This is a genomic window from Paenibacillus sp. FSL M8-0212, from assembly GCF_038004645.1.
Taxonomy (GTDB): Bacteria; Bacillota; Bacilli; order Paenibacillales; family Paenibacillaceae; genus Paenibacillus.
In genome coordinates this window covers 306,983-330,701 of the sequence record NZ_JBBORP010000001.1, presented here as the reverse complement: position 1 = coordinate 330,701, position 23,719 = coordinate 306,983, and the positions used below count along the sequence as shown (strand labels likewise).

Below are 23,719 nucleotides of genomic sequence, written 5' to 3'. Positions count from 1 at the left end.
TTAGGACAAGCCGGATGATATGTAAGATGGTGTTTCGTTGAAACAAATGAAAAATAGACAGCCTCATTGGCTGTCTATTTTTTGTTTTTACCAAGATAAAAACAGCAGTCCTCAGTTTATTTGAACTGGAAGTATAGGGAGCACTACCATACATAACATCATGCATATTCCATCAGACACGGTCTACACTGATTAGGTTGTACTCACAGTATATGCACGCACTGCATTTCGACCATTGCGCTTGGAATCGTACAAGGCAGTATCAGCGTCGCGTAACAAGGACTCCAGTGAATCCGACCCTCCATTGTACTGGGCGATACCAAAGCTTGAGGTCAGCGTAATAGGTATTCCCTTAACATCCAGGGGGTCATTCAACAAGGCAACTCTAAGTTGTTCGGCAAGTTTCTCTGCTTCTTGAAGCGAGGTATTCGGAAGAGCGATGACAAACTCTTCTCCTCCATAACGGGCAAACAACATCTCAGGGCTTAAATATCGATTACAAACAGAGACCACATGAATGATGGCCTGATCGCCAACATCATGCCCGTAGGTATCGTTGATGCGTTTAAAGTGATCAATATCAAATAAAATAAATGATACAGGTTGCGTTTTAAGCTTAGCTTCACTCAAAATCTCCCGTCCTCTATGCAAAAATTGAGTGCGATTATAGATTTTGGTCAGACCATCGAAATAAGCCAGTTGTTTCAGCTGTTCTTGCAAGAAGCGTTGTTCCGTAATATCGATTAACATAATTAGACTGCCCACAGTCTGTGCATCCTTGTTATACACGTAAGATGTCCTGACCTGATAACAGACGGTCTCTCTATTTAACTGCCAGTACAGATCGGTTTGCAATCCTTCTCTTCCGTATTCAACGGGAAACGTCTTTCCAGCAAGATTAAGCCAGATATCATCCAAGGGTTGGCCAATCATGGTTGTATTAAGCTCTGGCAACATGTCACGTAGAGATCTGTTGTAATCGACCAGTCGATTGAAACTATCCAGTACAATAACACCTTCACGCATGCTCTCAAAAATACTGTCTTTGGCGATGGGGACGATGGTCAGTAGACGTGAGGATAGAATCGCCCAGATATACATGGCAGATGTGATACACATGAGTACGGGTACGGGGTCCATCCCGCCGGGAGTCAAACCAAGCAAATACAGAAAAGCTGCGACCATAGGAATAATCTGTGAAGTAATGAGAGTAAGTAATTGACGACGATACATCTTCTTGGTGTGTCTCCATTGTCCAATCAGAATGAGGCAGGCACATAACAGACAGGAGAAGGTGAATGCACCGTGTACAACATACCATTGACCCACTGCGATATCCATCAGAGGAACGGGACTATCTTCTCTCAGCCATACTTTTTTATAAAATAGATGATGAAAGTCATTGGTTGCAACCATACCTAGTGTAATGGAAGGGATTACAAACAAAGAGGCAGTTACCTTTTTGGATAACGTTTTTCCTGTGTACTTTATCATCAACATGAGGCCAAGAGATGCGGAGAAGGGCATGCCTATATACTCCACGGTGGTCCAAAACTTCATCTGTTCCAGCGTGTTGCTGGCCAGCTCAATCGCATAACCAAAAGTGTATATGGAGAGTGCAGCTGTGTAGAGAATGAATATTTTGGAACTGGGGATCTCGGATCTTCTGAAATAGGTATATAAACACAAAAAGACATTCAGCACGGCTGAAGTAGCTACGAGTGTTATATATGTATTAATATGCGATTCCATTGTCAGGTCTCCATGTTAGGTTAGAATGATTAAACCAATAAAAATGAGAGTTAAAGCACATCAGTATACTGTACATTGTACATCAGCCCAAGCAGCATAGGAATACACTTTGTATCATGAAACAGTCTAATTTCGAATAAATTTCGAATTTTGGCAAACCAGGCATTGAAGCAAATCGATTGTTTGATATCCAAAGAGAGTGGTAAATAACGATTAGAGACAGCGCGCTGAGGCTTAAGTTGCTGTTCATCGCAGAAGAATAATCTGAACTGTTCATGCCATCCTACAGAATGAGACTTTTTCAGAGAACGAAAGACAAGGAAGATTGCAGTTAGAGTCCATGTCTTCTGTAATCCAAACATGTTCACATTTTGAGAGGAGAATGTTAGATGTCAACCAATACACAACAAAATCAAAAAACAATGCCAGCACAGCATCAGGATCAACGCCCCGGTATTGAATCGGAGATGCATCCCAGACCGGAATTTGAGAAGCCTGAATACAAGGCAGCAGGTAAACTGACGGGTAAGGTGGCGCTTATTACAGGGGGTGACAGCGGAATTGGACGTGCTGTTGCTGTTACGTATGCCAAGGAAGGCGCGGATGTCGCGATTGTATACCTGAGTGAGCACGAAGATGCCAAGGAAACGAAGCGTCAGGTCGAACAAGAAGGACGCAAGTGCATCTTGATTGCAGGTGACATTGGTGATGATGCCTTTGCGAAGAAATCGGTTCAGCAGACAGTAGATGAACTGAGCAAACTGGACATTGTCGTGAATAACGCAGCAGAACAGCATCCACAGCAGAATCTGGAGGATATTACGCCAGAACAGCTGGAGCGTACATTCCGCACCAACATCTTTGGTATGTTCTATGTGACGCAGGCAGCCCTGCCACATCTGAAGAAGGGCAGTACGATTATTAATACAACCTCCATCACAGCCTATCGCGGAAGCCCGACCCTGCTTGACTATTCATCTACCAAAGGAGCAATCACTTCGTTCACTCGTTCGCTATCGATGAATGTGATTGAGAAGGGAATTCGTGTTAATGCCGTTGCACCAGGGCCGATCTGGACACCACTCATTCCATCCACATTTGATGAGAAAAAAGTAAGTGAGTTCGGCGCAACGCAGCCAATGAAGCGGCCAGGACAACCGGATGAACTGGCTCCCGCTTACGTATACCTTGCTTCGGATGACTCTTCGTATGTGAGCGGACAGGTGATGCATGTGAATGGTGGCGAAGTGGTGAACGGATAATACGTTAAGAACGTTTAGATTCAGGATAAGATTGATTATATAGAGAGACGTATCGCTTTCAGCATGGCTGAGCGGTGCGTCTTTTTTATATCAGGTGAATATGTATGTCAAAGATGCGGTTAGCACCTGTTTACAAAAGTCGGCATCTCTGTTGATACAATTATGATAATTTATTAATAGCCATGTCTGACTGGAAACTCCCTAATCTGTGATATGATAGATCGAGCAATTATACTCGGAGGGACAAGTCATATGAAAATGAGCAAACAGAATGCAGCACATTATATATGGGGTGCACAGTGCGACGGTTGGCATCTCGTTCAAAATGAAACACTCAGCATTATTCATGAGCGAATGCCCGCAGGAACGGCTGAAATACGACATGTTCATTCGGTAAGCCGTCAGTTTTTTTTCATCCTCAGCGGTGAAGCATGTATGGAACTTAATGGAGAGACGTTTGTGCTGGAAACTCATGAAGGAATAGAGATTGCACCCGGAATGCCGCATCAGATGATGAATCGGAGCGACGAAGAAGTGGAGTTTCTTGTGATTTCCAATCCGGGTACCCGTGGGGACCGAATTGAACTGGATTCAAAGTAGAGCAATTCATTAAATATTAATCTGATCATAAAGGAAGAGATAGATGAGACCGTTCCGAATTCGCCTTGCCATCATTATGATGGTGCTGATCGGCGTATCCGTCATTGTGGCTGGATATACGATGGGCAGAGTGTTTAAGACTACGCATATATCCGCATTGGAGCAAACCATGGTGCGCGAGATTAATTTGCTCAAAGCAACTTTTCCATTCCATGATGCAAGTGATCCAACTTCGGAAGCCACACGAAAGTATTATTCCGATCGGGCGCTCGAACTGGATCGTCTGACGGATTCCCGGGTAACCTTCATCAATAAAGACGGCATGGTCATTGGAGATTCCGAGAGTGATCCGGCATCGATGGATAATCACTTGAACCGTGAGGAGATTAAGGGTGCCGTCGGAGATGGATACGGGCAATCCATACGTTACAGTGAAACATTGGGACAGGACATGCTGTATGTAGCACTACCTGTGAATTCGGATCAAAGTGACATGATTGAGATACCTAGCGGCAAATTTGATGGCTACATTCGCCTTTCCATGAGTCTGCATGCGGTTGATCAGGGTCTTCAGCGTGGTTGGATGATTATGTTTGCTGCACTTGGGCTATTGTTCTTAATTGTCGCGTTTGTCAGTTATCGGGTTGCACGCGGATTAACCTCCCCGATTGAGCATATTACAAAAGTGGCCCATCGGATCACCAAGCTGGAATACGATGCGAGAGTTGATGTAACGCGAAGAGATGAGATCGGACAGCTGGGACTTGCGATAAACGGAATGGCAGACAGCTTGCAGTCCCAACTGAAGACGATTCGTGACAATGAAGCGTTGTTACAGAGTGTCCTCGCGAACATGACCGGAGGAATTGTCATGATCGACGCAGGGCAATCCATTGCACTGGTCAATCGCGAAGCGGAGCGTATGCTTGGTATTCAGGCAGGAAAGGTTACGAGTAAGCCTTATACTGAATTGAAAAGACACTACGAATTAACTCGTACCATTGAAGAGAGTGTTGCACTGAAAGAACGGATGCACGAAGAAGTGAGTGTGTTTAACCCGGAGGAAAAACTGATCCGTCTTGATGGAGTACCGATGTCCGAAGATGATGGTGGATATCGAGGCATGTTGTTCCTGTTGCAGGACGTGACGGCGATTCGCCGATTGGAGTCAATGCGCAGTGAGTTTGTTGCAAATGTCTCTCATGAGCTCAAGACACCAGTTGCTGCGGTCAAAGGCTTTGCCGAAACGTTGCTCAGTGGCGGGGTACAGGATAAGGAGACAGAGCGATCATTCCTGAAAATCATCTACGATGAAGGAGATCGACTGAACCGATTAATCGGGGATATTCTGGAGTTATCCAAAATTGAATCGAAACGCGCACCATTGCAATGCTCACCTGTTCATGTACACTCTTTCTTTGAAATGGTGCTGGGCACCTTGTCCAAGGTGGCGGAGAAAAAGCAGATTCGTCTGGAAATGCATGTTCCGGAGGAACTGTACATTGAAGCAGATGAGGACAAGATGAAGCAGATATTCATCAATCTGTTATCCAATGGTATCAACTATACCCCGGATGGTGGACGAGTGAAGTTACAGGTGACGATGGATAACGATGAAGAAGTGGTCTTTGCGGTGTCAGATACAGGCATTGGCATACCGAAAAAAGATTTGCCGCGAATCTTCGAACGGTTCTATCGTGTTGATAAAGGCAGATCCCGTAATTCAGGGGGCACAGGCCTTGGACTTTCCATCGTTAAACATCTGGTGGAATTGCATCATGGCAAATTGTCTGTAGAGAGTGAACTGGGCATGGGGACAACGTTCCGTGTGATCCTTCCATTCATTCAGGAAGAAGAGATGTAGGCGTCTGGTTAGGGCATGTCTCAAAATTCGCTGAAGTGCATCTTTTACCGCCTTTTCGCCCCCTGCTGCGTCACTTTCCCTTGACGTGCCCCGGCACGCCTGCGGAAAACTTCCTGGCTTGGAACGAAAATTCGGAAAAATCTGCTTCCTTCAGAATTTTCAGACACGCCCTATCAAAATGTAAAAAGTGTGTATTGTTTTACACCGCGTTAACAAATTAGTGCTATGATATAAAAAGTGTTGTGGCAACAGACAACCTATGAAGAGAGAAGGGGTATCATGGCACAGCGTTTACTAGTTATTGAAGATGAACCTACATTATCAAGATTACTCACGTATAACCTGACACAGGAAGGTTACGACGTTACGGCAGAGGATCATGGATCTGCAGGATATGATCGGGCCTTGTCCCAGGAATTTGATCTCATTTTGCTGGATTTGATGCTTCCGGGCATGAATGGTCTGGACATTCTGAACAAATTAAGAATACAGGGTGTCAGTACACCGGTTATCATTCTGACGGCCAAGAACGGTGAAGCCGAGGTTGTACAGGGACTGAAATCGGGTGCCGATGATTATATTACCAAACCATTTGGTGTATCTGAGTTATTAGCCCGAGTGGATGCGGTATTAAGACGTTATTCCAATGGCGAAGATTTACCACAGCTTGAGGACAAAGATGGCTCACGAATTATTCTGGGAGAGCTGGAGATCTATCCTTTGAAATATGAAGTGACACTGGGCGGACAATCCATCAGCCTTCGTCCAAAAGAGTTCGAAGTACTTCTATATTTGGCCAAAAAGCCGGGTGTGGTACTAACAAGGGATGATCTGATGAACGCTGTGTGGGGCTTTGATTATATTGGAGGTCAACGAACGGTGGACGTACACGTCAGCTCATTACGTAAAAAGCTGGAGCTGGACCCGGAATCGGTTCACATTGATTCCATTCGTGGTGTAGGTTATAAATTGGTTGTCAAAAGAAAAACTCCCCATCATTCAAGTTAGCAATGATCGGGGAGTTTTATTTTACGTTCGTTTAACATAAAGGAGGATTTTACCTTACGTAGAGGGAGTAGCATGGACTTATCTGGGTGATACTTTATACCTACATAATCTATCTCAAGACGGAGCTAATACGTAAAGGAGATTGCGCATTTATGCCCATGTTGCTCGAAGTGAAACCTGACCAGCCTCATGTTGTTTTACATAGTGAAGAATTAATAACATCCGAAATGAAGCATAGTGAAGTAACGGTTGTTGCTGAAGAACCAGTAATCCATTTGCAAGACTATTATCGTCAGGTACCTGTCGCGGGGGTCCATACGACCTGTGGAGAAGCTGCGACGATGATGAATCAAGATCAGGAGCACCCATGTATTGTACTGTGTGATGAGCAGATGAAACCTACTGGATTGTTAATGCGAGAGACGTTATATCGCATGTTAAATGGCCGTTTTGCCGCAGATCTATTCTACCGTAAGCCAGTCATACAAGTAGTGAATACATCTCCCGTTATAGCAGATATTCATATGGAAGCCTCAACGATTATTGATATCGCACTTGGACGGAATGAACAGCATTTTTACGATTGTCTGCTGGTTACGGACCAAGGCAGACTGCTTGGTGTGCTGACGATGCGTGATGTGATGTCCCTCTCCCGCAGATTGCAACAGGCTTCTTCAGCAGAACGGGTTCGTACGGTATCCGAGAGCAGACAGGAGATATCAAGAATCAATGATGCAGTCACCAAGCTGGTACATGCAGCAAATCAGACCGTTCATGAGGCCCGTGAGATCATGGCATTGTCCAAGCAGGGTGAAGAGAGTTTGAAACACGTTGATGCTTCCTATAACCGGGTACATCTGCATATGGGGAGTCAAGGACAACATGCGGATCACATGCTGAATTCGATCAAAACAGGTTCAGGCATGGCACATTCCATTCGCTCCCTGGCAGATCAAAGCGGTCTCCTCGCCCTGAATGCTTCCATCGAAGCAGCTCATGCCGGTGAATATGGACGAGGTTTTCAGATTGTTGCAGGCGAGATTCGAGCGCTCGCGAAACAGACCCGTGAGGTTGCAGGTAACATGTCTTCATTGCTAGAGAATATTGGTGAATTGACCCTTCAGACTGTTGAACTGGTTAAGGCAAGCGGAGCGGAGATTGACGACAGTTCGGTACATGTCACCGCAGGGGGAGCAACGTTCCGACAACTGAACAGTGCGGTGAGAGATTTGTCTCGTATAGCAGAGGAGATCGCCATGGAAGGCGGGAAAGCTGGAGAAGTGGCAGAGCACATTCGTACGAAGCTGGATGAGATGGTTTCGAATAGTGAGTAATATAAAGTAGTCAATAAGGCAGACATCAGGAATCAGATTGATCCATTAAGCAGATCATGAAGGTTAAGGATGTCTTTTTTACATTCCGTTAACATGAAAGTGATACTGTTTTTACAATGAAAGGGTAGGATATTAAAGATGGCCGAGCAGCGATAACAGATTATCAGTATCGGTCTCAACGTAAAGGGAGTTTCCGTGTCCCTGCAGCGAAGGAGAAGTGAACATCCATGAAGGACCTCATTCACATTGAAAATCTTAATTTATACTATGATACGCATCACGCGCTTAAAAATATATCGATGGATCTGCCGGAAAAAACCGTTACTGCGTTCATCGGGCCGTCAGGTTGTGGTAAATCGACATTGCTTCGAACGTTAAACCGGATGAATGACATGATTCCGGGTGTTCGTGTGGAAGGACAGGTTATGCTGAATGGCTCTGACATTTACAGTAATGAGATTGAAGTGGAGACACTGCGCAAACGAGTGGGCATGGTGTTCCAACAACCGAATCCTTTTCCAAAATCCATATACGATAACGTCGCTTATGGACCGCGCTTGCACGGGGTAACCCAAAAGGCTGAACTGGACCAGTTGGTGGAACAAAGTCTTGTCCATGCTGCACTGTGGGATGAAGTGAAGGATGTATTGAAAAAGTCGGCACTTAGTTTGTCCGGCGGACAACAACAGCGTCTCTGTATTGCACGGGCGCTGGCTGTACAGCCTGACGTTCTGCTGATGGATGAAGCAACGTCTGCACTCGACCCAATCTCCACATTGAAGATTGAGGAGTTAGTGAAGGAATTGCATCACAAGTACACGATCGTTATGGTTACCCACAATATGCACCAAGCGGCACGGGTATCTGGACGCACGGTATTTTTCCTGAATGGTGAAGTGGTGGAGGCAGCTGATACGGAGACGTTATTCTCCACACCGCAAGATTCCCGGACCGAGGATTATATATCTGGAAGGTTCGGTTAAGCGAGCTGAATTGGAATGACCCCGGCATACCCGGAGAAGATGGATAAGGAGGACATGAAATCTATGATTCGCAGAAAAGAATTTGATCAGGAGCTTGAAGAGCTGCGTACCTTGCTCAAACAAATGGGTGAACATGTAGGAGCAGCATTGGATGGTGCTATTGAGAGTTTACAAACGATGAACGCGGAGAAAGCTCAGGTCATCATCAAGAATGATGCGAATCTGAATGCCCTTGAAGACAAAATTATGGAACTTGGCTCCAAACTGATCATCACACAACAGCCGGTGGCAAAGGATCTCAGACGTATTATCGTGGCATTCAAAATCTCCAGTGATCTGGAGCGTATGGGAGATCTTGCGCTCGACGTGGCGAAGGTGACACTCCGGATGGATGGACAGAAACTGATTAAACCTCTGGTGGATATCCCGCAAATGGCAGAAATCGTGAAATCCATGATTGATGAATCCATCGAATCTTTCCTGAAAGAAAACACAGATCTGGCCTATAAAATGGCTCAAACTGACGATCAGGTCGATCAACTGTATAGCCACATGATCAGTGATCTCTACACGTTAATGACAGAGCACCCGAATCAGGCTTCTCAGGCTATGCTGTTAATGATGGTTGGACGTTACATTGAACGGATTGGCGATCATGCAACCAACATTGGTGAGAGCACGGTATACCTGGTGACAGGTAAACGTCCGGATCTGAATCAATAGGAAGAGTATTGATTTGGGGAATTGGGGAATCAGTACTGATTAAGTAATGCAATCATATGAATGGAAAAGGACTTTCTCTCAGGTAGGCTGTGTACAGCTGTCTGTGGAGAAGGTTCTTTTTTGCGATTAAATGTGAAGTGAAAGAGGCTATTCTTTTTGATGTGACAGGTGGGTATGGTATCATGAGAGTAGATGTAATTTGAAGAGGTTGACCATATAATACGCGAGGTGCTGGAATGGACAAGTTTATTCTCATAGATGGAAATAGCATTATTTACAGGGCGTTTTTTGCAATGCCGCCTCTGACCAACTCGAAAGGTCTGCATACCAATGCGGTATATGGCTTCACTACGATGCTGCTGAGACTGCTTGAAGAGCATAAGCCTACACATGTTATGGTTGCATTTGATGCAGGCAAAATCACGTTCCGCCACGAAGGGTACCAGGAATACAAGGGCGGACGGGAGAAAACACCACCAGAGTTGTCAGAGCAATTCCCTTTGCTCAAAGAACTGCTGAAAGGACTTGGCATCGCTCAGTTTGAGCTGGCTGGATTTGAAGCGGATGACATCATCGGAACGTTAACCAAACGCGCAGATGAAGCGGGCAGACAGGTGCTTGTTGTATCGGGTGACAAAGATATGCTCCAGCTCGCCTCCGAACATGTACATATCGGGCTGACGCGTAAAGGGGTAACCGATATTGAGCTGTATGATCCTGCTCAGATTAAAGAGCGTTATGGTCTGACGCCGCTGCAAATCATTGATCTCAAGGGTCTGATGGGTGATGCGTCCGATAACATTTCAGGGATTCCCGGGGTTGGAGAGAAGACAGCGTTAAAGCTGCTGCACCAGTTCGGATCGGTAGAGGATGTGCTGAACGGCACAAGTGAGCTGAAAGGCAAGATGAAGGAAAAGATTGAGGCCCATGCCGAAGATGCCCGGATGAGCAAACAACTCGCGACGATTCACCGGGAAGTTCCGCTGGAGCAGACGTGGGAGGATATGCAATTCGCTGGATTAAAAGAAGAACATGCTGGCCCTGCATTGGCGAAGCTGGAATTCAAATCCTTGCTCGAACGTCTGTCGTTCAGTGGCAGCATCGGTTCTGAACAGGAAGCGGTCCCTGCTGCCGAGGTGGAGTCTTCCATTGCAACAGAAGACAACATCAGTGAGCTGTTCAGTTCACTGGATTCCATTGATGTCCTCCACGTGGAGACACATGGGGATAACCCGCACCAAGCGAAATTGGTTGGACTAGCTCTAGGTTCCGCTGGAACGTATACGTTCATATCTCCCGAATTGCTTCATTCCGATGCTGCGGCTCCAGTGCGGGCATGGCTTGGTAATTCAGAGCAGCCCAAGCGCGGGTATGATCTTCATCGTGTAGATCTGGCCCTGCATGCGCATGGCATTGAATTCGCTGGTGCGTCATTTGATGTACAACTGGCAGCTTATTTGCTTGATCCAACGGAATCCAACCAGACGATTAGTGGACTCACGACCAAGTATGGTCTGCCATCACTTGTGGAGGATGACACGGTTATGGGCAAAGGGGCCAAGTACAAGGTGCCGGAAGTAGAGATCTTGGGTGATTTCCTATGCCGCAAAGCTGCTGCTGTCGCAGCCATTATTCCACTTCAGGAGCAGGTGTTGGAAACGGATGAGATGAATTCGCTGTTCCATGAACTGGAGATGCCGTTGTCACGCATATTGGCGGACATGGAGAAACAGGGCATCAAGGCCAATACAGCCGATCTTCAGGCTTTGGGTAGTGAGTTTGAAGAACAGATCAGCAGGTTGATGGCTGAGATCTACAAACTGTCAGGAACGGAATTTAATCTGAATTCACCGAAGCAACTGGGTGAGATTTTATTTGATAGACTGGGCTTGCCGGTAGTGAAGAAAACCAAAACGGGTTATTCCACAGATGCGGAAGTATTGGAGAAATTGGCTCCTTATAATGATGTGGTCAAGCATATTCTGCAATATCGTCAGCTTGCCAAGCTGCAATCCACTTATGTGGAAGGATTACTGAAAGAGATATCCGATCGGGATGGCAAGGTGCATACGTATTATCGTCAGACCATTGCTGCAACGGGACGACTTAGCAGTCAATTCCCGAACTTGCAGAACATTCCGATTCGGATGGAGGAAGGTCGCAAAATCCGGAAGGTATTTGTTCCTTCGGAACCCGGGTGGTCCATTTTGGCAGCAGACTATTCCCAGATTGAACTGCGTGTACTGGCACACATTTCGGACGATGAGCGCTTGAAGGAAGCGTTTGTCAACGATATGGATATTCATACAAAGACCGCTTCGGATGTATTTGGCGTGAAGCCTGAGGATGTGGATGGGGATATGCGTCGTTCCGCCAAGGCAGTTAACTTTGGTATCGTGTATGGCATAAGTGATTATGGTTTATCACAGAACCTGCACATTACACGTAAAGAGGCCGCGCAGTTTATTGATCAGTATTTTGAAGTGTTCCAGGGTGTCCGCCGATATATGGATGACATTGTGAAGGAAGCTCGTCAGGATGGTTACGTCAAAACGCTGTTGGAGCGACGTCGCTACCTGCCAGAGATTAATGCCAGTAACTTCAATCTGCGTTCCTTCGCAGAGCGTACGGCGATGAATACACCGATTCAGGGAACTGCGGCAGATATCATTAAGCTGGCCATGGTACAGATGGATGAAGCGCTGCGGGAACGCAAGTTGAAGAGCCGTATGTTGCTTCAGGTGCACGATGAACTTGTATTCGAAGTGCCTGCGGATGAATTGGAATTGATGAAGGAATTAGTGCCTTCTGTCATGGAAAAAGCATTGGAACTGTCGGTTCCGCTGAAAGCAGAAGTCAGCTTTGGTGATAACTGGTACGAAGCGAAATAAATCAAGTGTTGCGCGGTTTTTCCGGTATTTTACAATAGGCCCTTCCATGTTTGAGATATAAGAAAAGGGTCCCGCTGAGCGCCATCTTCCGTTATAATATAGGGGAGGTGAGAACATCATGCCGGAATTGCCGGAAGTCGAAACAGTCAGAAGAACATTGAATCAACTTATTGTGGGCAAAACGATTGATCATGTTACCGTTAGCTTGCCGCGGATTATTCAGCGGCCGGACGACATAGATGCATTTGCAATGGAACTCGCGGGACATACCGTCATTGGGGTGGAGCGCCGCGGCAAGTTTTTGCGTATTTTGCTGGACGGGCTGGTGCTTGTCTCCCATCTGCGGATGGAAGGAAGGTACGGTGTGTACGAGCAGCATGAAGATGTAGAGAAACATACACATGTGATCTTCCATTTTAATGATGGTACGGAATTGCGTTATAAGGACGTGCGTCAGTTCGGTACGATGCATTTGTTTAATGCAGGTGAGGAACTGGTGTCCAAACCTTTGCTGAAGCTGGGACTGGAGCCGCTTGATCCAGCCTTTACGGTAACTGCATTCCGCGAGGCGGTTGGCAAGCGTACAACCAAAATCAAGGCTGTGCTTTTAAATCAGGCATATGTGGTTGGTATCGGGAATATTTATGTGGACGAGGCTCTATTTCGCGCAGGTATCCATCCCGAGACCATCGCCAAGACACTGACCGAAGCTCAGTTAACGGTGCTGCATGAAGCGATTGTGGCTACGTTGCAAGATGCAGTGAATGCAGGTGGATCTTCCATCAAGTCCTATGTGAATGGACAGGGTGAGATGGGGATGTTCCAGCATCAACTGAAAATCTATGGACGCAAATCAGAACCTTGTACAACTTGTGGTACGTTAATTGAAAAAACGGTGGTTGGTGGCCGTGGCACGCATTTTTGTCCGAACTGTCAGCTGCTGTAACATGAACTGAATGAACGAAATGATGAAATCATAGCACCCTTGGATTCCTCCCTCCATATACTGATATGGCAGAAATAAGCGGGCGTATACCCATACTGGCATCTTCAGTTGGCACGAGTACCGCACAGAGGAGGAGTCCGGGGTGCTGCATCATTTTATTTCATTGCTGGCGCTTGCTTTGGCGCTTAGTTTAGATGGTTTTGGAGTCGGGATTACATATGGGTTACGGAGGACTAAGATTCCCCTGTTATCTATCGCTGTTATTTCGATCTGTTCGGGATTGGTTATTGCCTTGTCGATGCAAGTAGGTGTGTTGTTGTCCCATGTGGTGTCACCGGATATCGCTTCGATCGTGGGAGCCGTTATATTGATAGGTATTGGTGCATGGTCACTGTTGCAACTAATTCGAAAGCAAGGCAAAGAACAGCTGGAAACAGACACTGGAATGGGTGAGGCAGCAGAAGCAACGGTAACTGGAGTGGGAGAAGCACAAGAGAGACTGTCGGATTCAAAGGGCAGAAATCAGGTGCTTGCACTGGATTTGGAGCAGTCGGCTTCAAATGGATCACTGGAACGAATGGTATTTACACTGGAGCTGCGCAAGCTGGGCGTTGTCATTCAGATTCTTCGCAGTCCCTCCAAGGCGGATATGGATAACTCGGGGAGTATTTCTGCTCAAGAAGCGATGTGGCTAGGTATTGCCCTGTCTCTGGATGCGTTTGGAGCAGGTTTGGGAGCGGCACTTCTGGGATTCCCTACACTATGGACAGCACTCATTATTGCACTGTTTAGTGGGGCTTTTCTGTCACTCGGCATGAAGGTGGGATTACGATTCTCAGCTCTGCGCTGGATGCGAAGACTGTCTGTATTGCCAGCGCTATTGTTAATGATTATGGGAATAATGAAGTTGTTATGAGGTGAAACGATGAATATAGGCTTAACCGGCGGGATCGCGACAGGCAAAAGCAGTGTTTCCGCCTATCTCGCCAGTAAGGGAGCGTTGCTCATCGATGCAGACGTTATTGCCCGGGAAGTTATGATGCCCGGGCATCCCGTGTTGGCCGCCGCTGTTAAGCGGTTTGGACAAGCCATACTGAACGAAGATGGAACACTGGATCGGAAAAAGCTCGGAAGCATTGTTTTTCAACAACCTGAGGAACGAAAGGCATTGGAGGCTATTACACATCCGGCGATCCGAAGAGAGATGCGCGAACGGGCTGCTGCATACGAATTGCAACATCCGGATAAACTTGTGGTGTCTGATATTCCATTGCTCTACGAATCAGGTCTGGAGGACGGTTTCGAGGAAGTCATGGTCGTATATGTCCCGAGATCGGTGCAACGAGATCGCTTGATGAGTCGGGATGGAATGACTGCAGCACAGGCTGAGGCTCGAATGGATGTACAGATGGATATTGAGCGCAAAAAACAGCTGGCAGACATTGTCATCGATAACAGCGGCTTATGGTCTGCGACGGAGCAGCAAATTGACTCATATCTACAGCGTAAGGGTTTGTTATGAGAATATTGCGCAAGAAACGTGTACTGCTGTTGATGTTTGTGTCCTTTGTACTGGTGTTATTTCTGAATACAAACTGGATGGCATGGTTCTATCCCATTCATTATAAGGAAGAGATTCGTGCCCAATCTCAGAGTTATGAGGTTGATCCGTTTCTGATTGCTTCCATTATCAAGGTGGAGACCAATTTTAAGACAAGCAAAGAATCCAAACGAGGTGCCATTGGGCTCATGCAACTGATGCCGGACACGGCGAATTGGATACTGGAACAAGCCAAAATTCCCGACACTTCGCTGGAGGAATTAAAGCACGAGCCTGAACGAAATATTCAATTAGGCACATGGTATCTGCGGAATCTGTCCGATCAATTCGATGGCAATGAAGCAGTTATGATCGCTGCCTATAATGCGGGACCAGGCAAAGTAAACAGTTGGCTTAGAGATGGTGTATGGGATGGCTCGTTTGATACAGTGAAAGATATTCCGTTTGGTGAGACGCGTCACTATGTACAAAGAGTCATTTACTATTATAATCAGTATGTAAAGATCTATAATACGTTCTAAGTATATAAGTAGAAGCACAGAGCAGGCCGGTTGTTCACCGGCCGCTCCATGCTCCTCTGTGTAGCGTATTACGATGCAGATATTATTGGTATTGACCTGCCAATTGCTGTTCTGCAATTGTTACCAGACGCTTCGTGATGTATCCACCGATCGAACCGTTCTCGTAAGAAGTCATGTTACCTTGGTATCCGTCTTGTGGGATGCTGATTCCGAGTTCTTGAGCAACTTCATATTTCATTTGCTCGAGTGCTGCGGAAGCTTTAGTTACCACCAAGTTGTTGGAGTTACCATTGCTTTGTGCCATTGCTGTTCACCTCCTCGCGGGTTGGTAAAAGTATTATGTGTCGGCAATGCGTTTTTCATTACAAAATCAGTACAGGGAATATGTGGTAAAAAGTAAAACGTGGGAAGTGATCTGATTTGAAGTGTCCTTATTGCGGTTATATGGGTACCAAAGTGCTTGATTCGCGTCCGGCCAACGAAGCAAAATCCATTCGTCGTCGCCGTGAGTGTGAGCAGTGTGCCCGAAGATTTACAACGTTTGAGATGATTGAAGAGACTCCATTGATTGTCATCAAGAAAGATGGCAGCCGGGAAGAGTTTAGCCGGGACAAGATTCTTCGCGGGCTTATTCGTGCCTGTGAGAAACGTCCAGTCTCCGTTGAGACGCTGGAGATGATGGTATCTGAAGTGGAGAAATCTCTGCGTAATACAGCTGATGCTGAAGTTGAGAGTCGCCAGATTGGTGAGCTATTGATGGAACAGTTGTTTCCAGTTGATGAAGTGGCGTATGTCCGTTTTGCGTCGGTGTATCGTCAGTTCAAAGATATCAATATGTTCATGAAAGAACTGAAATCCCTGTTGTCCAAAGACAATCTGGAGGATTAGTGAAGTGGGGAAAGGGAGAAGAGCAGTCTGGAGTTCCAGTCCGTGTGTACCAGAGAAATCGGTTGTTCTTCTCCAATCACTTTGGATCTTAAAAAGTGATTGACAGCGAAAGCTGGATTTTATATGATATAGGAGTCGCCTGTGGAACGTTGCAGTGTTGGACTAGTTATCTATTTCATATCCTGGGGCCTTAGCTCAGCTGGGAGAGCGCATCGCTGGCAGCGATGAGGTCAGGGGTTCGATCCCCCTAGGCTCCATACCTTAAAATCGTTGAAACCCTTGTATAGCAAGGGTTTTTTTTGTTGCTTTATTAATCAGAAATTGTACTCTTCGAGCAGAATTTTTTGAACTTGGGAACGAAGTCTTAATTAATAAATTTCCATTCAATATTATATTACTGAACCTACACATGATAGGTTGTTCTCGCAAGAGTCGAATGAAATTGATGAGCATTCGACTCTTTTCTTTTTCCAAAATTAAATCAGGAAGATTCGTAACCATGCACCTAGGCGATGACCTCTCCTCCCTTGAATCGTGAAGTTTAAAGTTTTCTTTACATTTCATCTATGAGATAGCTTTTTTGATAAAATATAATGATGAATGTTGACGTAATTTTATCCTACAACAGACGAATTGGATCGGAAAAAGGCTTATTAAGGGTTATAGAGAGGACTCATTTAAAGCCGTATGACGCGATCAAAATTGCAGCATTTATGAGTCTTCGTTGGGATTACTGACAAGTCGGAGGTGGCGGTTAAAGATATAGATTCGAATATTTACAGTTTACTAGAATTTATTGTGCTCGTTTAATCGTTACTAGTTTTTTATTAATGGAGGGTGTTAGAGATGAGAGATACAAGACCCAATACCCAAGCATGGCGATTTAGTTCAATAAGCCAGATAGCAGCATGGAAGTTGTTCGTTCGGATATTATTAATTGTAACGTTGATCGTATCAATGCTTCCGTCGGCAGCATCGACCGTATCGGCGAGTACAGGGGTAACGTATTTAGACGAGAACGGCGTAGAACAAACGCAAGCTGATGTAACGATCATCGACAGCAACAATTTTGAGGATTATTCTACCCTTTCAAGCGGCTGGTATTTGTTCCGTGGTTCATGGACTAAGTCTAGCCCGATTATGGTAGGGGGCGGTGCCCATATTATCCTTGAAGATAACAGCGATGTAACGGTGTCCGGGACTGACTACGATGCCGGAATTTATGTTTCTGTTGGCAGCTTGAAGATTTTTGCACAATCTACTGGAGCAAGCATGGGCAAGCTGGAGGCTAATGGTAATCTGTATAGCGCGGGTATCGGAGGTAGTAGTGGGACGATTACGATAAATGGCGGCGTTATAACAGCCACTGGTGGTCAGAGTGGTGGCGCGGGTATCGGAGGAGGTAGTAGTGAGACGATTACGATAAATGGCGGCGTTATAACAGCCACTGGTGGTCTGTATAGTGCGGGTATCGGAGGTAGTAATGGGACGATTACGATAAATGGCGGTGTTATAACTGCCACTGGTAGTCAGGGTGGCGCAGGTATCGGCGGGACGATCATTGTGAGTGGAACTTACGAATATTGGACGAATACTGAAAATAGCGCGCCTAGTGCGATAACGGGGCGCGGCAGTTTCGACGGAGATACTAGCACATTCGTAGGATTTGCATACGTCAAATTACGTTCAGTCGAATTAATTAACAGCGCAACGATTACGGTGACAGCCCCTGTGACAGGAGCTATGCCAAGCCTGGCAGCAGATGTCGGCACAGCGAACTTTACGTCGGAAACTGTAGCGTGGAGTCCAGCTGCGACGACATTCGGCGGAAATACGTCCTACACGGCTTCCGTAACATTGACGGCGGAAAGTGGATATACATTTGCCACCACGCTAACGACGGCAACGATCAATGGCAACACGGCTACAGTGACGAATAACACAGGCACGACGGTGACCCTATCGTATGCATTTGCAGCAACAGCAGCGGAGATTAACAGCGCAGCGATTACGGTCACTGCACCTGTGACTGGAGCTACACCGAGTACGACAGCAAATGTAGGAACGGCGAAATTTACGGCTGGAACTGTAGCATGGAGTCCAGCTGCGACGACATTCGGCGGAAATACGTCCTACACGGCTTCCGTAACATTGACGGCGGAGAGTGGATATACATTTGCCACCACGCTAACGACGGCAACGATCAATGGCAACACGGCTACAGTGACGAATAACACAGGCACGACGGTGACCCTATCGTATGCATTTGCAGCGAAGGCAACTCCTGGCGGTGGAGGCACATGGGTACCACCTTTACCCCCTAAGGACTCATCATCGCAGCCTGAACCGAAGCCTGAACCTCAGCCTAAACCGACGACGGTAGATGTATTTAACAGCAACATTTTGAATAGCGCTAGCCTGGTCGAAAAACTTGATGCCCTAGCTGCAGCAGCAGAGAAAGAGAATACGATGGCGGATTTTGCGGATACTCATGGGCACTGGGCAAAACCAACGATCGATACTTTTTTGAAATTGCAGTTGATTCAAGGCTATGAGGATGGCACATTTAGACCTAATGCAACGATTACACGCGCAGAATTCACTACGATGCTGAGTCGCGCATTCAACATCCAAACTGATATCAGCGGTAATGTGGCGTTCAAAGACCTCGACAAACACTGGGCGAAAGATACGATCGTAAGTCTTGCCGCGTTAGGGGTAATCACAGGCTATGAGGATGGTACATTCATGCCAGAGCAGACGATTACACGTGAAGAAATGATTATCATGTTGTCTCGTATCATTAACCTGAATAACGTGGCGAAAGACACATCCAAAGGCTATTTCACTGATCTGAATCAGTCCTACGTAGCAAGTGAAATTAGAACAACAGCGCAAGCGGGCATCGTCAACGGCAAAGAAAAGGATCGCTTCGATCCTAAAGGCATGGCGACTCGTGCAGAAGCGCTCCAGATCATTTTGAACGCACTGAGACTTGATCCGCAGGTGAAGTCGTTGTTGGATTCACTAACTTAATGGATTGCAGTATGTCATACTCCGTTAGTGTGAATAGATCGGAAATGAAATGGAAAAAACCTAGTCAGGACAAGGCTTCCACGGTTTTAATCGAACCACGTCGGACAGCCGTTCCATTGCTGGCAGGGATGAGGTCAGGGGGTTCTATTTCCTTAGGCTCAATAAGAGTGTGACAAAAAAACGGCAGAGATGCCGTTTTTTTTGTTGGAATCAAATGTTTCTGATGTCACAGCAGGAAAATTTGTTTCTGTTTCTCTGTGGCTAATAACGAATGTAGGTAATTGACGCACAATGTTCTAGTGGAGTACCTATCATAGCCGAGACAGGTCGCTTTCACTTAGCCGAATATTCGACGAATCTTACAAAGATCGTGGCTACTTCGGCGCGGGTGGCGGTGGCTTTGGGAGCAAAAAAGTTGTCCGGCTTGCCTACTACAATGCCGATGTCCCGCAGTGTCTGAACGGCCTCCAACGCCCAGGAGCTGATCTCACTCTCGTCCGTGAAGGATTTAGAGTGGCTTTCAGGTATCTCATAGCCTTTGTACTTCATGTAGTTGTACAGTATTACCAGCATCTGCTCGCGCGTCATCGGTGAATTGGGGTCAAACAGGTCTGCGTTTGTACCGTTGATTATGCCTTTTTCGGCCGCCCACTCGGCTGCCGCGGTGTACCATTGTCCGTCCGTCACGTCGCTAAAGCGGGAACTCGTGTAGCTGGAGAGGTTTACGTTCTCAAGATTGGCCAGTACCTGCACGAACATTGCACGCGTCATTGCGTTGCCCGGTGAGAACGTTGTGGACGTCGTGCCGTTGAAAAGATCGTATGTGTAGGCGAAATTTATATCGTTGTAGAACCAGTCGTCCATGTTGACATCCCTGAAAGGATTGCCCGATATCACGAGGAAGCCCAGTGGGATGGCGTCATCAAACGCCAGCTCCGTACCCTCACGGATGTTCAGCGACATGCCGTTGTCTAAGCCAACTCTTGCGCCGCTTGATCCTACCACAACCGTTCCGCCGCTCCGTATCTTCGATCCGCCGTGGATAAGCACCTGGTTGCCGTTTGGCAGGTTCACATGCGCGTCTTTGCCGACTACTGTGATTGTACCGTCGCTCGCGATCGTCGAGCCGCCAGAAATGGTCACCGTGCTGTTGCTGGCGGGTAGTGTCACTTCGGCGCTCTTGTCTGCCGGAATGGTTACCTTACCGTTTGAGTCTATCGATGTGCCTTCGGGCACCTTGATCTCCGTCCCTCCCTTGGTCGTAATCGTGCCGCCGCCGGGCAGGGTGGTGTTGCCATTTTTGTCTGTGATAGCGGGTTTATCCTTCGGTGTATTCAATGTGTAGGTCGATTTCGACATTCCAGCGTCTGTCCCGGTGTTCGTATTGTTAGTGTTGTGTGTATTACCACTGTTGCTTGTATTACCGTTGTTGCCCGTAGTACCACCAGAACCAGGTACGGTAGGAGTCGTCGTCTTCATCGGCATGGCCGTCACACTGATCTCCGCGCCGTCGCCCTTCGCGTTCACTGCGATGATGGTGAAGTTGTAGTCTTGGCCGTTTGTCAGGTTCTTAAAGGTATATTGGGTCTCCGTCGCATCCAGTGTGACCGGCGTCACGTTGCCATACCTTACCTTGTAGCCTAATATCGGACTGCCACCGTCGTCAGCAGGGGCGGTCCAGCTCAATGTGACCTGTCCGTTACCGGCTGTCGCCTTGAAGCCGCTCGGTGCACCGGGTACGACCGGTTTTCTCTGCGCGAACATCCAATCAAAGACATCTGTGTAGTCATTGTTCCAAGCCGGCAAGTTAGAGGACTGCGCCGTAGGAACTATACTCCAAGTTCCCATAGTGATCTGATTGTAAAGAACCGCTGCTTCCACTTCATGCGCTATATAATCAGCCAGAACAGGTGTATTGGCAGGATTAGGCCTCAGATTCGGCTGATCAAATTGATTGTAGGGCCACGTAAGAGCCTCATTACTCTCAAAGCGTGAAGCCCTTGCGTTGATCATTTTCGGCATATTGTTATTGATGAAGTTATTGAGGTTAGTCTGGTAGCCTCCAACATTATGAGCATTTAAAAACATCCAATAGGCCAGGTTGTTGTGAGCGTCATTGTCCTTAGCGTTCGGTGATCCGCTTACCGGGGCCATAGGTGCAGCGGCAGCGAAGAAGCCAGGATAGCTGTTAACTAAGTTGTTTGTATACTGGCCGCCCCAGGAGAAGCCCGCCGCGTAAACACGATTAGGATCTACTTCACCGCTGGCAATCAGGGCGTCTATGACCTTCTTAACATTTTCTGTTGAGGGAACAGATACGCCATTATAGGAAATATTCAGTACATGACTGGCGTACTTATCGGGATTTTGCTCCATCTTTTTCATTAGAGCGACCGAGCCGTTGGCGGATTTCATGGCCGCTTTTTGGTCTGTCGCAGCATTTGTGCCGCCGCGTGACATGCCGTGAGTATAAACATACAGCGGCAATCCTTTGATCACTTTACCGTCTTCATCCTTGTGAAGGTAGAGCGAGCGATTGACCGAATTGTCCGTGAATGTTGTAAACTTGTCAAGGATCGGATTCACAACTTTTTCCTGTTCAAAAACCACGTTGCGAAGTGGACTCCCCTCTGTCAGTACGATTTCACCTTTTTGGACAATGGTGTAAACCTGCTTTGTCGAGTTACTGCTGCCATCCAGCGTTGTGTTGCCGCCGCTCTCTGAATAAAACTCGGACTCAACAACGATGTAACGACCGCTCGCCAGTCCGTCCTGATAATCTGGTGAATTGCTAACCTGCCCCACATAGCCGCGTACCTTTGGCTCGTCATTAGCGTATACCCTTGTGATCTTGCGCGTCCCTTCAAAGGTCACTGCTTCGCCGTTCAGGGTCGTGTTCCTAGCTGATAAGGCAAACAAGTCCGGATTAAGCGCGGAGCCTAACGCCGACTTCCCCTCGCCTAAATCAATGATAACAGCCGTTGTGTACTCGCCACTGGCGAAGTTGTCATTCCACACGATAAAGGGAAGTATCCCCGCGTCCGGATCATTTTTGAATGTCACATGAATGGTATGGTTAGCCTCAATATTCGAAAAGGTATACGTGCCAGCAGAGAGAGTCACGGTCTCGCCGTCTACTGTTACAGTATCTACAATTTTGCCGTAATCAGGGGTAAACGTAATGTCTTTGTTAGAGCCCCGATCAACTCTGAGAACATCGCCGGGTGGGTTGGACATGATAGAGCCGCCCGGTCCCGCAGTGGCGGTGATTGAAAATCTGGTGTCGACTTCATTGGCTGAAATGAGCTGCAGGCTGTCTGTAAATGAATCAGAGCTGGTATAAGCCGCGTCGGGAATTCCAAAAGAGGAAACGACTTCATAGCGATCAGCGCCTTGTTCTGTCGAGTTATTGATATAGACCTCAAAGGTAAGCATTCCCTCCTGTAAGATCAAATTTCTTTTGGGTATTCTCATCTCCACGATATATCCTGTTTCCGTGATCTGGGTCCATGCAGCTCTGCCTGGAGCGGCCTGCCCTGAAAACACACCCGTCGAGCTGACGCGCCATTGGTTAGAGCCGCTGGTTCCGGTGCCGACATAAAACTCTAGACTGTCATACCGGTGATCTGCGCCAGCTCCCTGATATAGATTACTGTCATTCACAACTACGCGGGCATATATGTAGTCATGATCCCAGAGGATTCTGGCTGTGCCCGTGGCATGGGGCCTTGGGTCGCTGGGCACAGTGCTTTTGTTGATGTGATGTTCCATGGTTTGGCTCCAGAGTGGGTCGTTTGACCCGAGTTCGGGAGTGCCAAAAATGGCAGTCGGTGATTCATTCGTTACTGCTGCGATCTCGATGTCTTCATTGTCGGCAGCATAGCTCGTAGGCATTAGCGACGCTGCCATTATGAAGCAACAGAGGAACGCGAGCATTCTACTAAATCGTTTTGGCATAAATGAAAATCCTCCTTATTTTTTGGTCGGTGCGCTCATGGTTTCACCTGCACCATATTTGGAAGCGTTTTACAAGCGCCCAACTATATATATTATGTTCGTCAGGGGTTCAATCCTTTAATTTAAACCTAGCGTATATTTACAAATGAAAACGATTACTTCGAAGTATAGGGATAGCGTTGCAGTCTGCATTAATTCAAATTGCAATAAAAAAGTGCACGTTATTGACAAGATAGTACATTGAATTGAAAGTCTTGAATACGTAATATGAGAAGAAATGTAAGCGCATTCTTTTTAAGGCGCTTCTCTATTTCCTTGAGCGAGGTGGTCTAGTTTTAAAGGTGAGAAGGGGTTGTATGCTTCTGAATATTAACCGAAGGGGAGAATGCTATG

The 23,719-nt window shown here is 46.8% G+C and carries 17 protein-coding genes and 1 tRNA gene; 15 read left to right on the top strand and 3 right to left on the bottom strand.

Features of this window, described 5'->3' with window-relative positions:
• Positions 1–192 precede the first annotated feature (192 nt).
• Positions 193–1,752 (bottom strand): histidine kinase N-terminal 7TM domain-containing diguanylate cyclase, encoded by a 1,560-nt coding sequence (locus MKX68_RS01400; protein WP_338593365.1) that lies wholly within the window; start codon positions 1,750–1,752, stop codon positions 193–195.
• Between the two features lie 389 nt (positions 1,753–2,141).
• Here MKX68_RS01400 and MKX68_RS01395 point away from each other — a divergent pair, with 389 nt between their 5' ends.
• The 12 genes from MKX68_RS01395 to MKX68_RS01340 all read left to right on the top strand — a co-directional run bounded on the left by MKX68_RS01395 (position 2,142) and on the right by MKX68_RS01340 (position 15,445).
• Positions 2,142–3,014: an SDR family oxidoreductase gene (locus MKX68_RS01395; RefSeq protein WP_338593368.1), complete on the top strand. Its 873-nt coding sequence runs from the start codon at positions 2,142–2,144 to the stop codon at positions 3,012–3,014.
• A 252-nt stretch (positions 3,015–3,266) separates the two neighbouring features.
• The gene (locus MKX68_RS01390) at positions 3,267–3,614 is read left to right on the top strand and encodes a cupin domain-containing protein (protein ID WP_338593370.1); all 348 of its coding nucleotides are present in this window, start codon (positions 3,267–3,269) and stop codon (positions 3,612–3,614) included.
• 43 nt (positions 3,615–3,657) lie between these two features.
• A complete protein-coding gene (gene pnpS, locus MKX68_RS01385; RefSeq protein ID WP_340908547.1) occupies positions 3,658–5,478 on the top strand; it encodes a two-component system histidine kinase PnpS in 1,821 nt (606 codons plus the stop codon).
• A gap of 279 nt (positions 5,479–5,757) precedes the next feature.
• Positions 5,758–6,486, top strand: coding sequence for a response regulator transcription factor (locus MKX68_RS01380; RefSeq protein WP_091032528.1), 729 nt, complete (start codon positions 5,758–5,760; stop codon positions 6,484–6,486).
• A 152-nt stretch (positions 6,487–6,638) separates the two neighbouring features.
• Positions 6,639–7,820 (top strand): methyl-accepting chemotaxis protein, encoded by a 1,182-nt coding sequence (locus MKX68_RS01375; RefSeq protein ID WP_340908544.1) that lies wholly within the window; start codon positions 6,639–6,641, stop codon positions 7,818–7,820.
• A gap of 227 nt (positions 7,821–8,047) precedes the next feature.
• Positions 8,048–8,803, top strand: coding sequence for a phosphate ABC transporter ATP-binding protein PstB (gene pstB, locus MKX68_RS01370; protein WP_036609821.1), 756 nt, complete (start codon positions 8,048–8,050; stop codon positions 8,801–8,803).
• A 63-nt stretch (positions 8,804–8,866) separates the two neighbouring features.
• Entirely contained in the window at positions 8,867–9,526 is a 660-nt protein-coding gene (phoU, locus tag MKX68_RS01365) for a phosphate signaling complex protein PhoU (protein WP_017689478.1), read from the top strand.
• A gap of 236 nt (positions 9,527–9,762) precedes the next feature.
• Positions 9,763–12,417, top strand: a complete 2,655-nt coding sequence (polA, locus tag MKX68_RS01360; protein WP_340908540.1) for a DNA polymerase I — start codon at positions 9,763–9,765, stop codon at positions 12,415–12,417.
• Positions 12,418–12,535: 118 nt separating this feature from the next.
• Positions 12,536–13,363 (top strand): DNA-formamidopyrimidine glycosylase, encoded by an 828-nt coding sequence (gene mutM, locus MKX68_RS01355; RefSeq protein ID WP_036669994.1) that lies wholly within the window; start codon positions 12,536–12,538, stop codon positions 13,361–13,363.
• 142 nt (positions 13,364–13,505) lie between these two features.
• Positions 13,506–14,279: a manganese efflux pump gene (locus tag MKX68_RS01350; protein ID WP_244898316.1), complete on the top strand. Its 774-nt coding sequence runs from the start codon at positions 13,506–13,508 to the stop codon at positions 14,277–14,279.
• Between the two features lie 9 nt (positions 14,280–14,288).
• Entirely contained in the window at positions 14,289–14,885 is a 597-nt protein-coding gene (gene coaE / locus MKX68_RS01345) for a dephospho-CoA kinase (RefSeq protein ID WP_036670004.1), read from the top strand.
• Positions 14,882–15,445 carry a lytic transglycosylase domain-containing protein gene (locus MKX68_RS01340; RefSeq protein WP_036609809.1) on the top strand — a complete coding sequence of 188 codons (564 nt, stop codon included), beginning with the start codon at positions 14,882–14,884 and terminating at the stop codon, positions 15,443–15,445. Before coaE ends, MKX68_RS01340 begins: the two co-directional genes overlap by 4 nt.
• Positions 15,446–15,527: 82 nt before the next feature.
• Here the strand turns inward: MKX68_RS01340 and MKX68_RS01335 are convergent, their stop codons facing one another.
• Positions 15,528–15,749 (bottom strand): alpha/beta-type small acid-soluble spore protein, encoded by a 222-nt coding sequence (locus tag MKX68_RS01335; RefSeq protein ID WP_017689472.1) that lies wholly within the window; start codon positions 15,747–15,749, stop codon positions 15,528–15,530.
• A 116-nt stretch (positions 15,750–15,865) separates the two neighbouring features.
• Here MKX68_RS01335 and nrdR point away from each other — a divergent pair, with 116 nt between their 5' ends.
• The 3 genes from nrdR to MKX68_RS01320 all read left to right on the top strand — a co-directional run bounded on the left by nrdR (position 15,866) and on the right by MKX68_RS01320 (position 19,369).
• The gene (gene nrdR / locus MKX68_RS01330; protein WP_026081166.1) at positions 15,866–16,333 is read left to right on the top strand and encodes a transcriptional regulator NrdR; all 468 of its coding nucleotides are present in this window, start codon (positions 15,866–15,868) and stop codon (positions 16,331–16,333) included.
• A gap of 184 nt (positions 16,334–16,517) precedes the next feature.
• Positions 16,518–16,590 (top strand) — tRNA-Ala (locus MKX68_RS01325).
• Positions 16,591–17,278: 688 nt separating this feature from the next.
• Entirely contained in the window at positions 17,279–19,369 is a 2,091-nt protein-coding gene (locus MKX68_RS01320; RefSeq protein WP_340908535.1) for an S-layer homology domain-containing protein, read from the top strand.
• Between the two features lie 333 nt (positions 19,370–19,702).
• Here the strand turns inward: MKX68_RS01320 and MKX68_RS01315 are convergent, their stop codons facing one another.
• Complete coding sequence (locus MKX68_RS01315) at positions 19,703–23,326, bottom strand: S-layer homology domain-containing protein (RefSeq protein ID WP_340908533.1); 3,624 nt, start codon at positions 23,324–23,326, stop codon at positions 19,703–19,705.
• Positions 23,327–23,719: the final 393 nt, after the last annotated feature.

Excerpts from the sequence above, each read along its gene's own strand:
- MKX68_RS01400 (WP_338593365.1), bottom strand. The coding sequence starts at position 1,752 with ATGGAATCGCATATTAATACATATATAACACTCGTAGCTACTTCAGCC.
- MKX68_RS01395 (WP_338593368.1), top strand. The coding sequence starts at position 2,142 with ATGTCAACCAATACACAACAAAATCAAAAAACAATGCCAGCACAGCAT.
- MKX68_RS01390 (WP_338593370.1), top strand. The coding sequence starts at position 3,267 with ATGAAAATGAGCAAACAGAATGCAGCACATTATATATGGGGTGCACAG.
- pnpS (WP_340908547.1), top strand. The coding sequence starts at position 3,658 with ATGAGACCGTTCCGAATTCGCCTTGCCATCATTATGATGGTGCTGATC.
- MKX68_RS01380 (WP_091032528.1), top strand. The coding sequence starts at position 5,758 with ATGGCACAGCGTTTACTAGTTATTGAAGATGAACCTACATTATCAAGA.
- MKX68_RS01375 (WP_340908544.1), top strand. The coding sequence starts at position 6,639 with ATGCCCATGTTGCTCGAAGTGAAACCTGACCAGCCTCATGTTGTTTTA.
- pstB (WP_036609821.1), top strand. The coding sequence starts at position 8,048 with ATGAAGGACCTCATTCACATTGAAAATCTTAATTTATACTATGATACG.
- phoU (WP_017689478.1), top strand. The coding sequence starts at position 8,867 with ATGATTCGCAGAAAAGAATTTGATCAGGAGCTTGAAGAGCTGCGTACC.
- polA (WP_340908540.1), top strand. The coding sequence starts at position 9,763 with ATGGACAAGTTTATTCTCATAGATGGAAATAGCATTATTTACAGGGCG.
- mutM (WP_036669994.1), top strand. The coding sequence starts at position 12,536 with ATGCCGGAATTGCCGGAAGTCGAAACAGTCAGAAGAACATTGAATCAA.
- coaE (WP_036670004.1), top strand. The coding sequence starts at position 14,289 with ATGAATATAGGCTTAACCGGCGGGATCGCGACAGGCAAAAGCAGTGTT.
- MKX68_RS01340 (WP_036609809.1), top strand. The coding sequence starts at position 14,882 with ATGAGAATATTGCGCAAGAAACGTGTACTGCTGTTGATGTTTGTGTCC.
- MKX68_RS01335 (WP_017689472.1), bottom strand. The coding sequence starts at position 15,749 with ATGGCACAAAGCAATGGTAACTCCAACAACTTGGTGGTAACTAAAGCT.
- MKX68_RS01315 (WP_340908533.1), bottom strand. The coding sequence starts at position 23,326 with ATGCCAAAACGATTTAGTAGAATGCTCGCGTTCCTCTGTTGCTTCATA.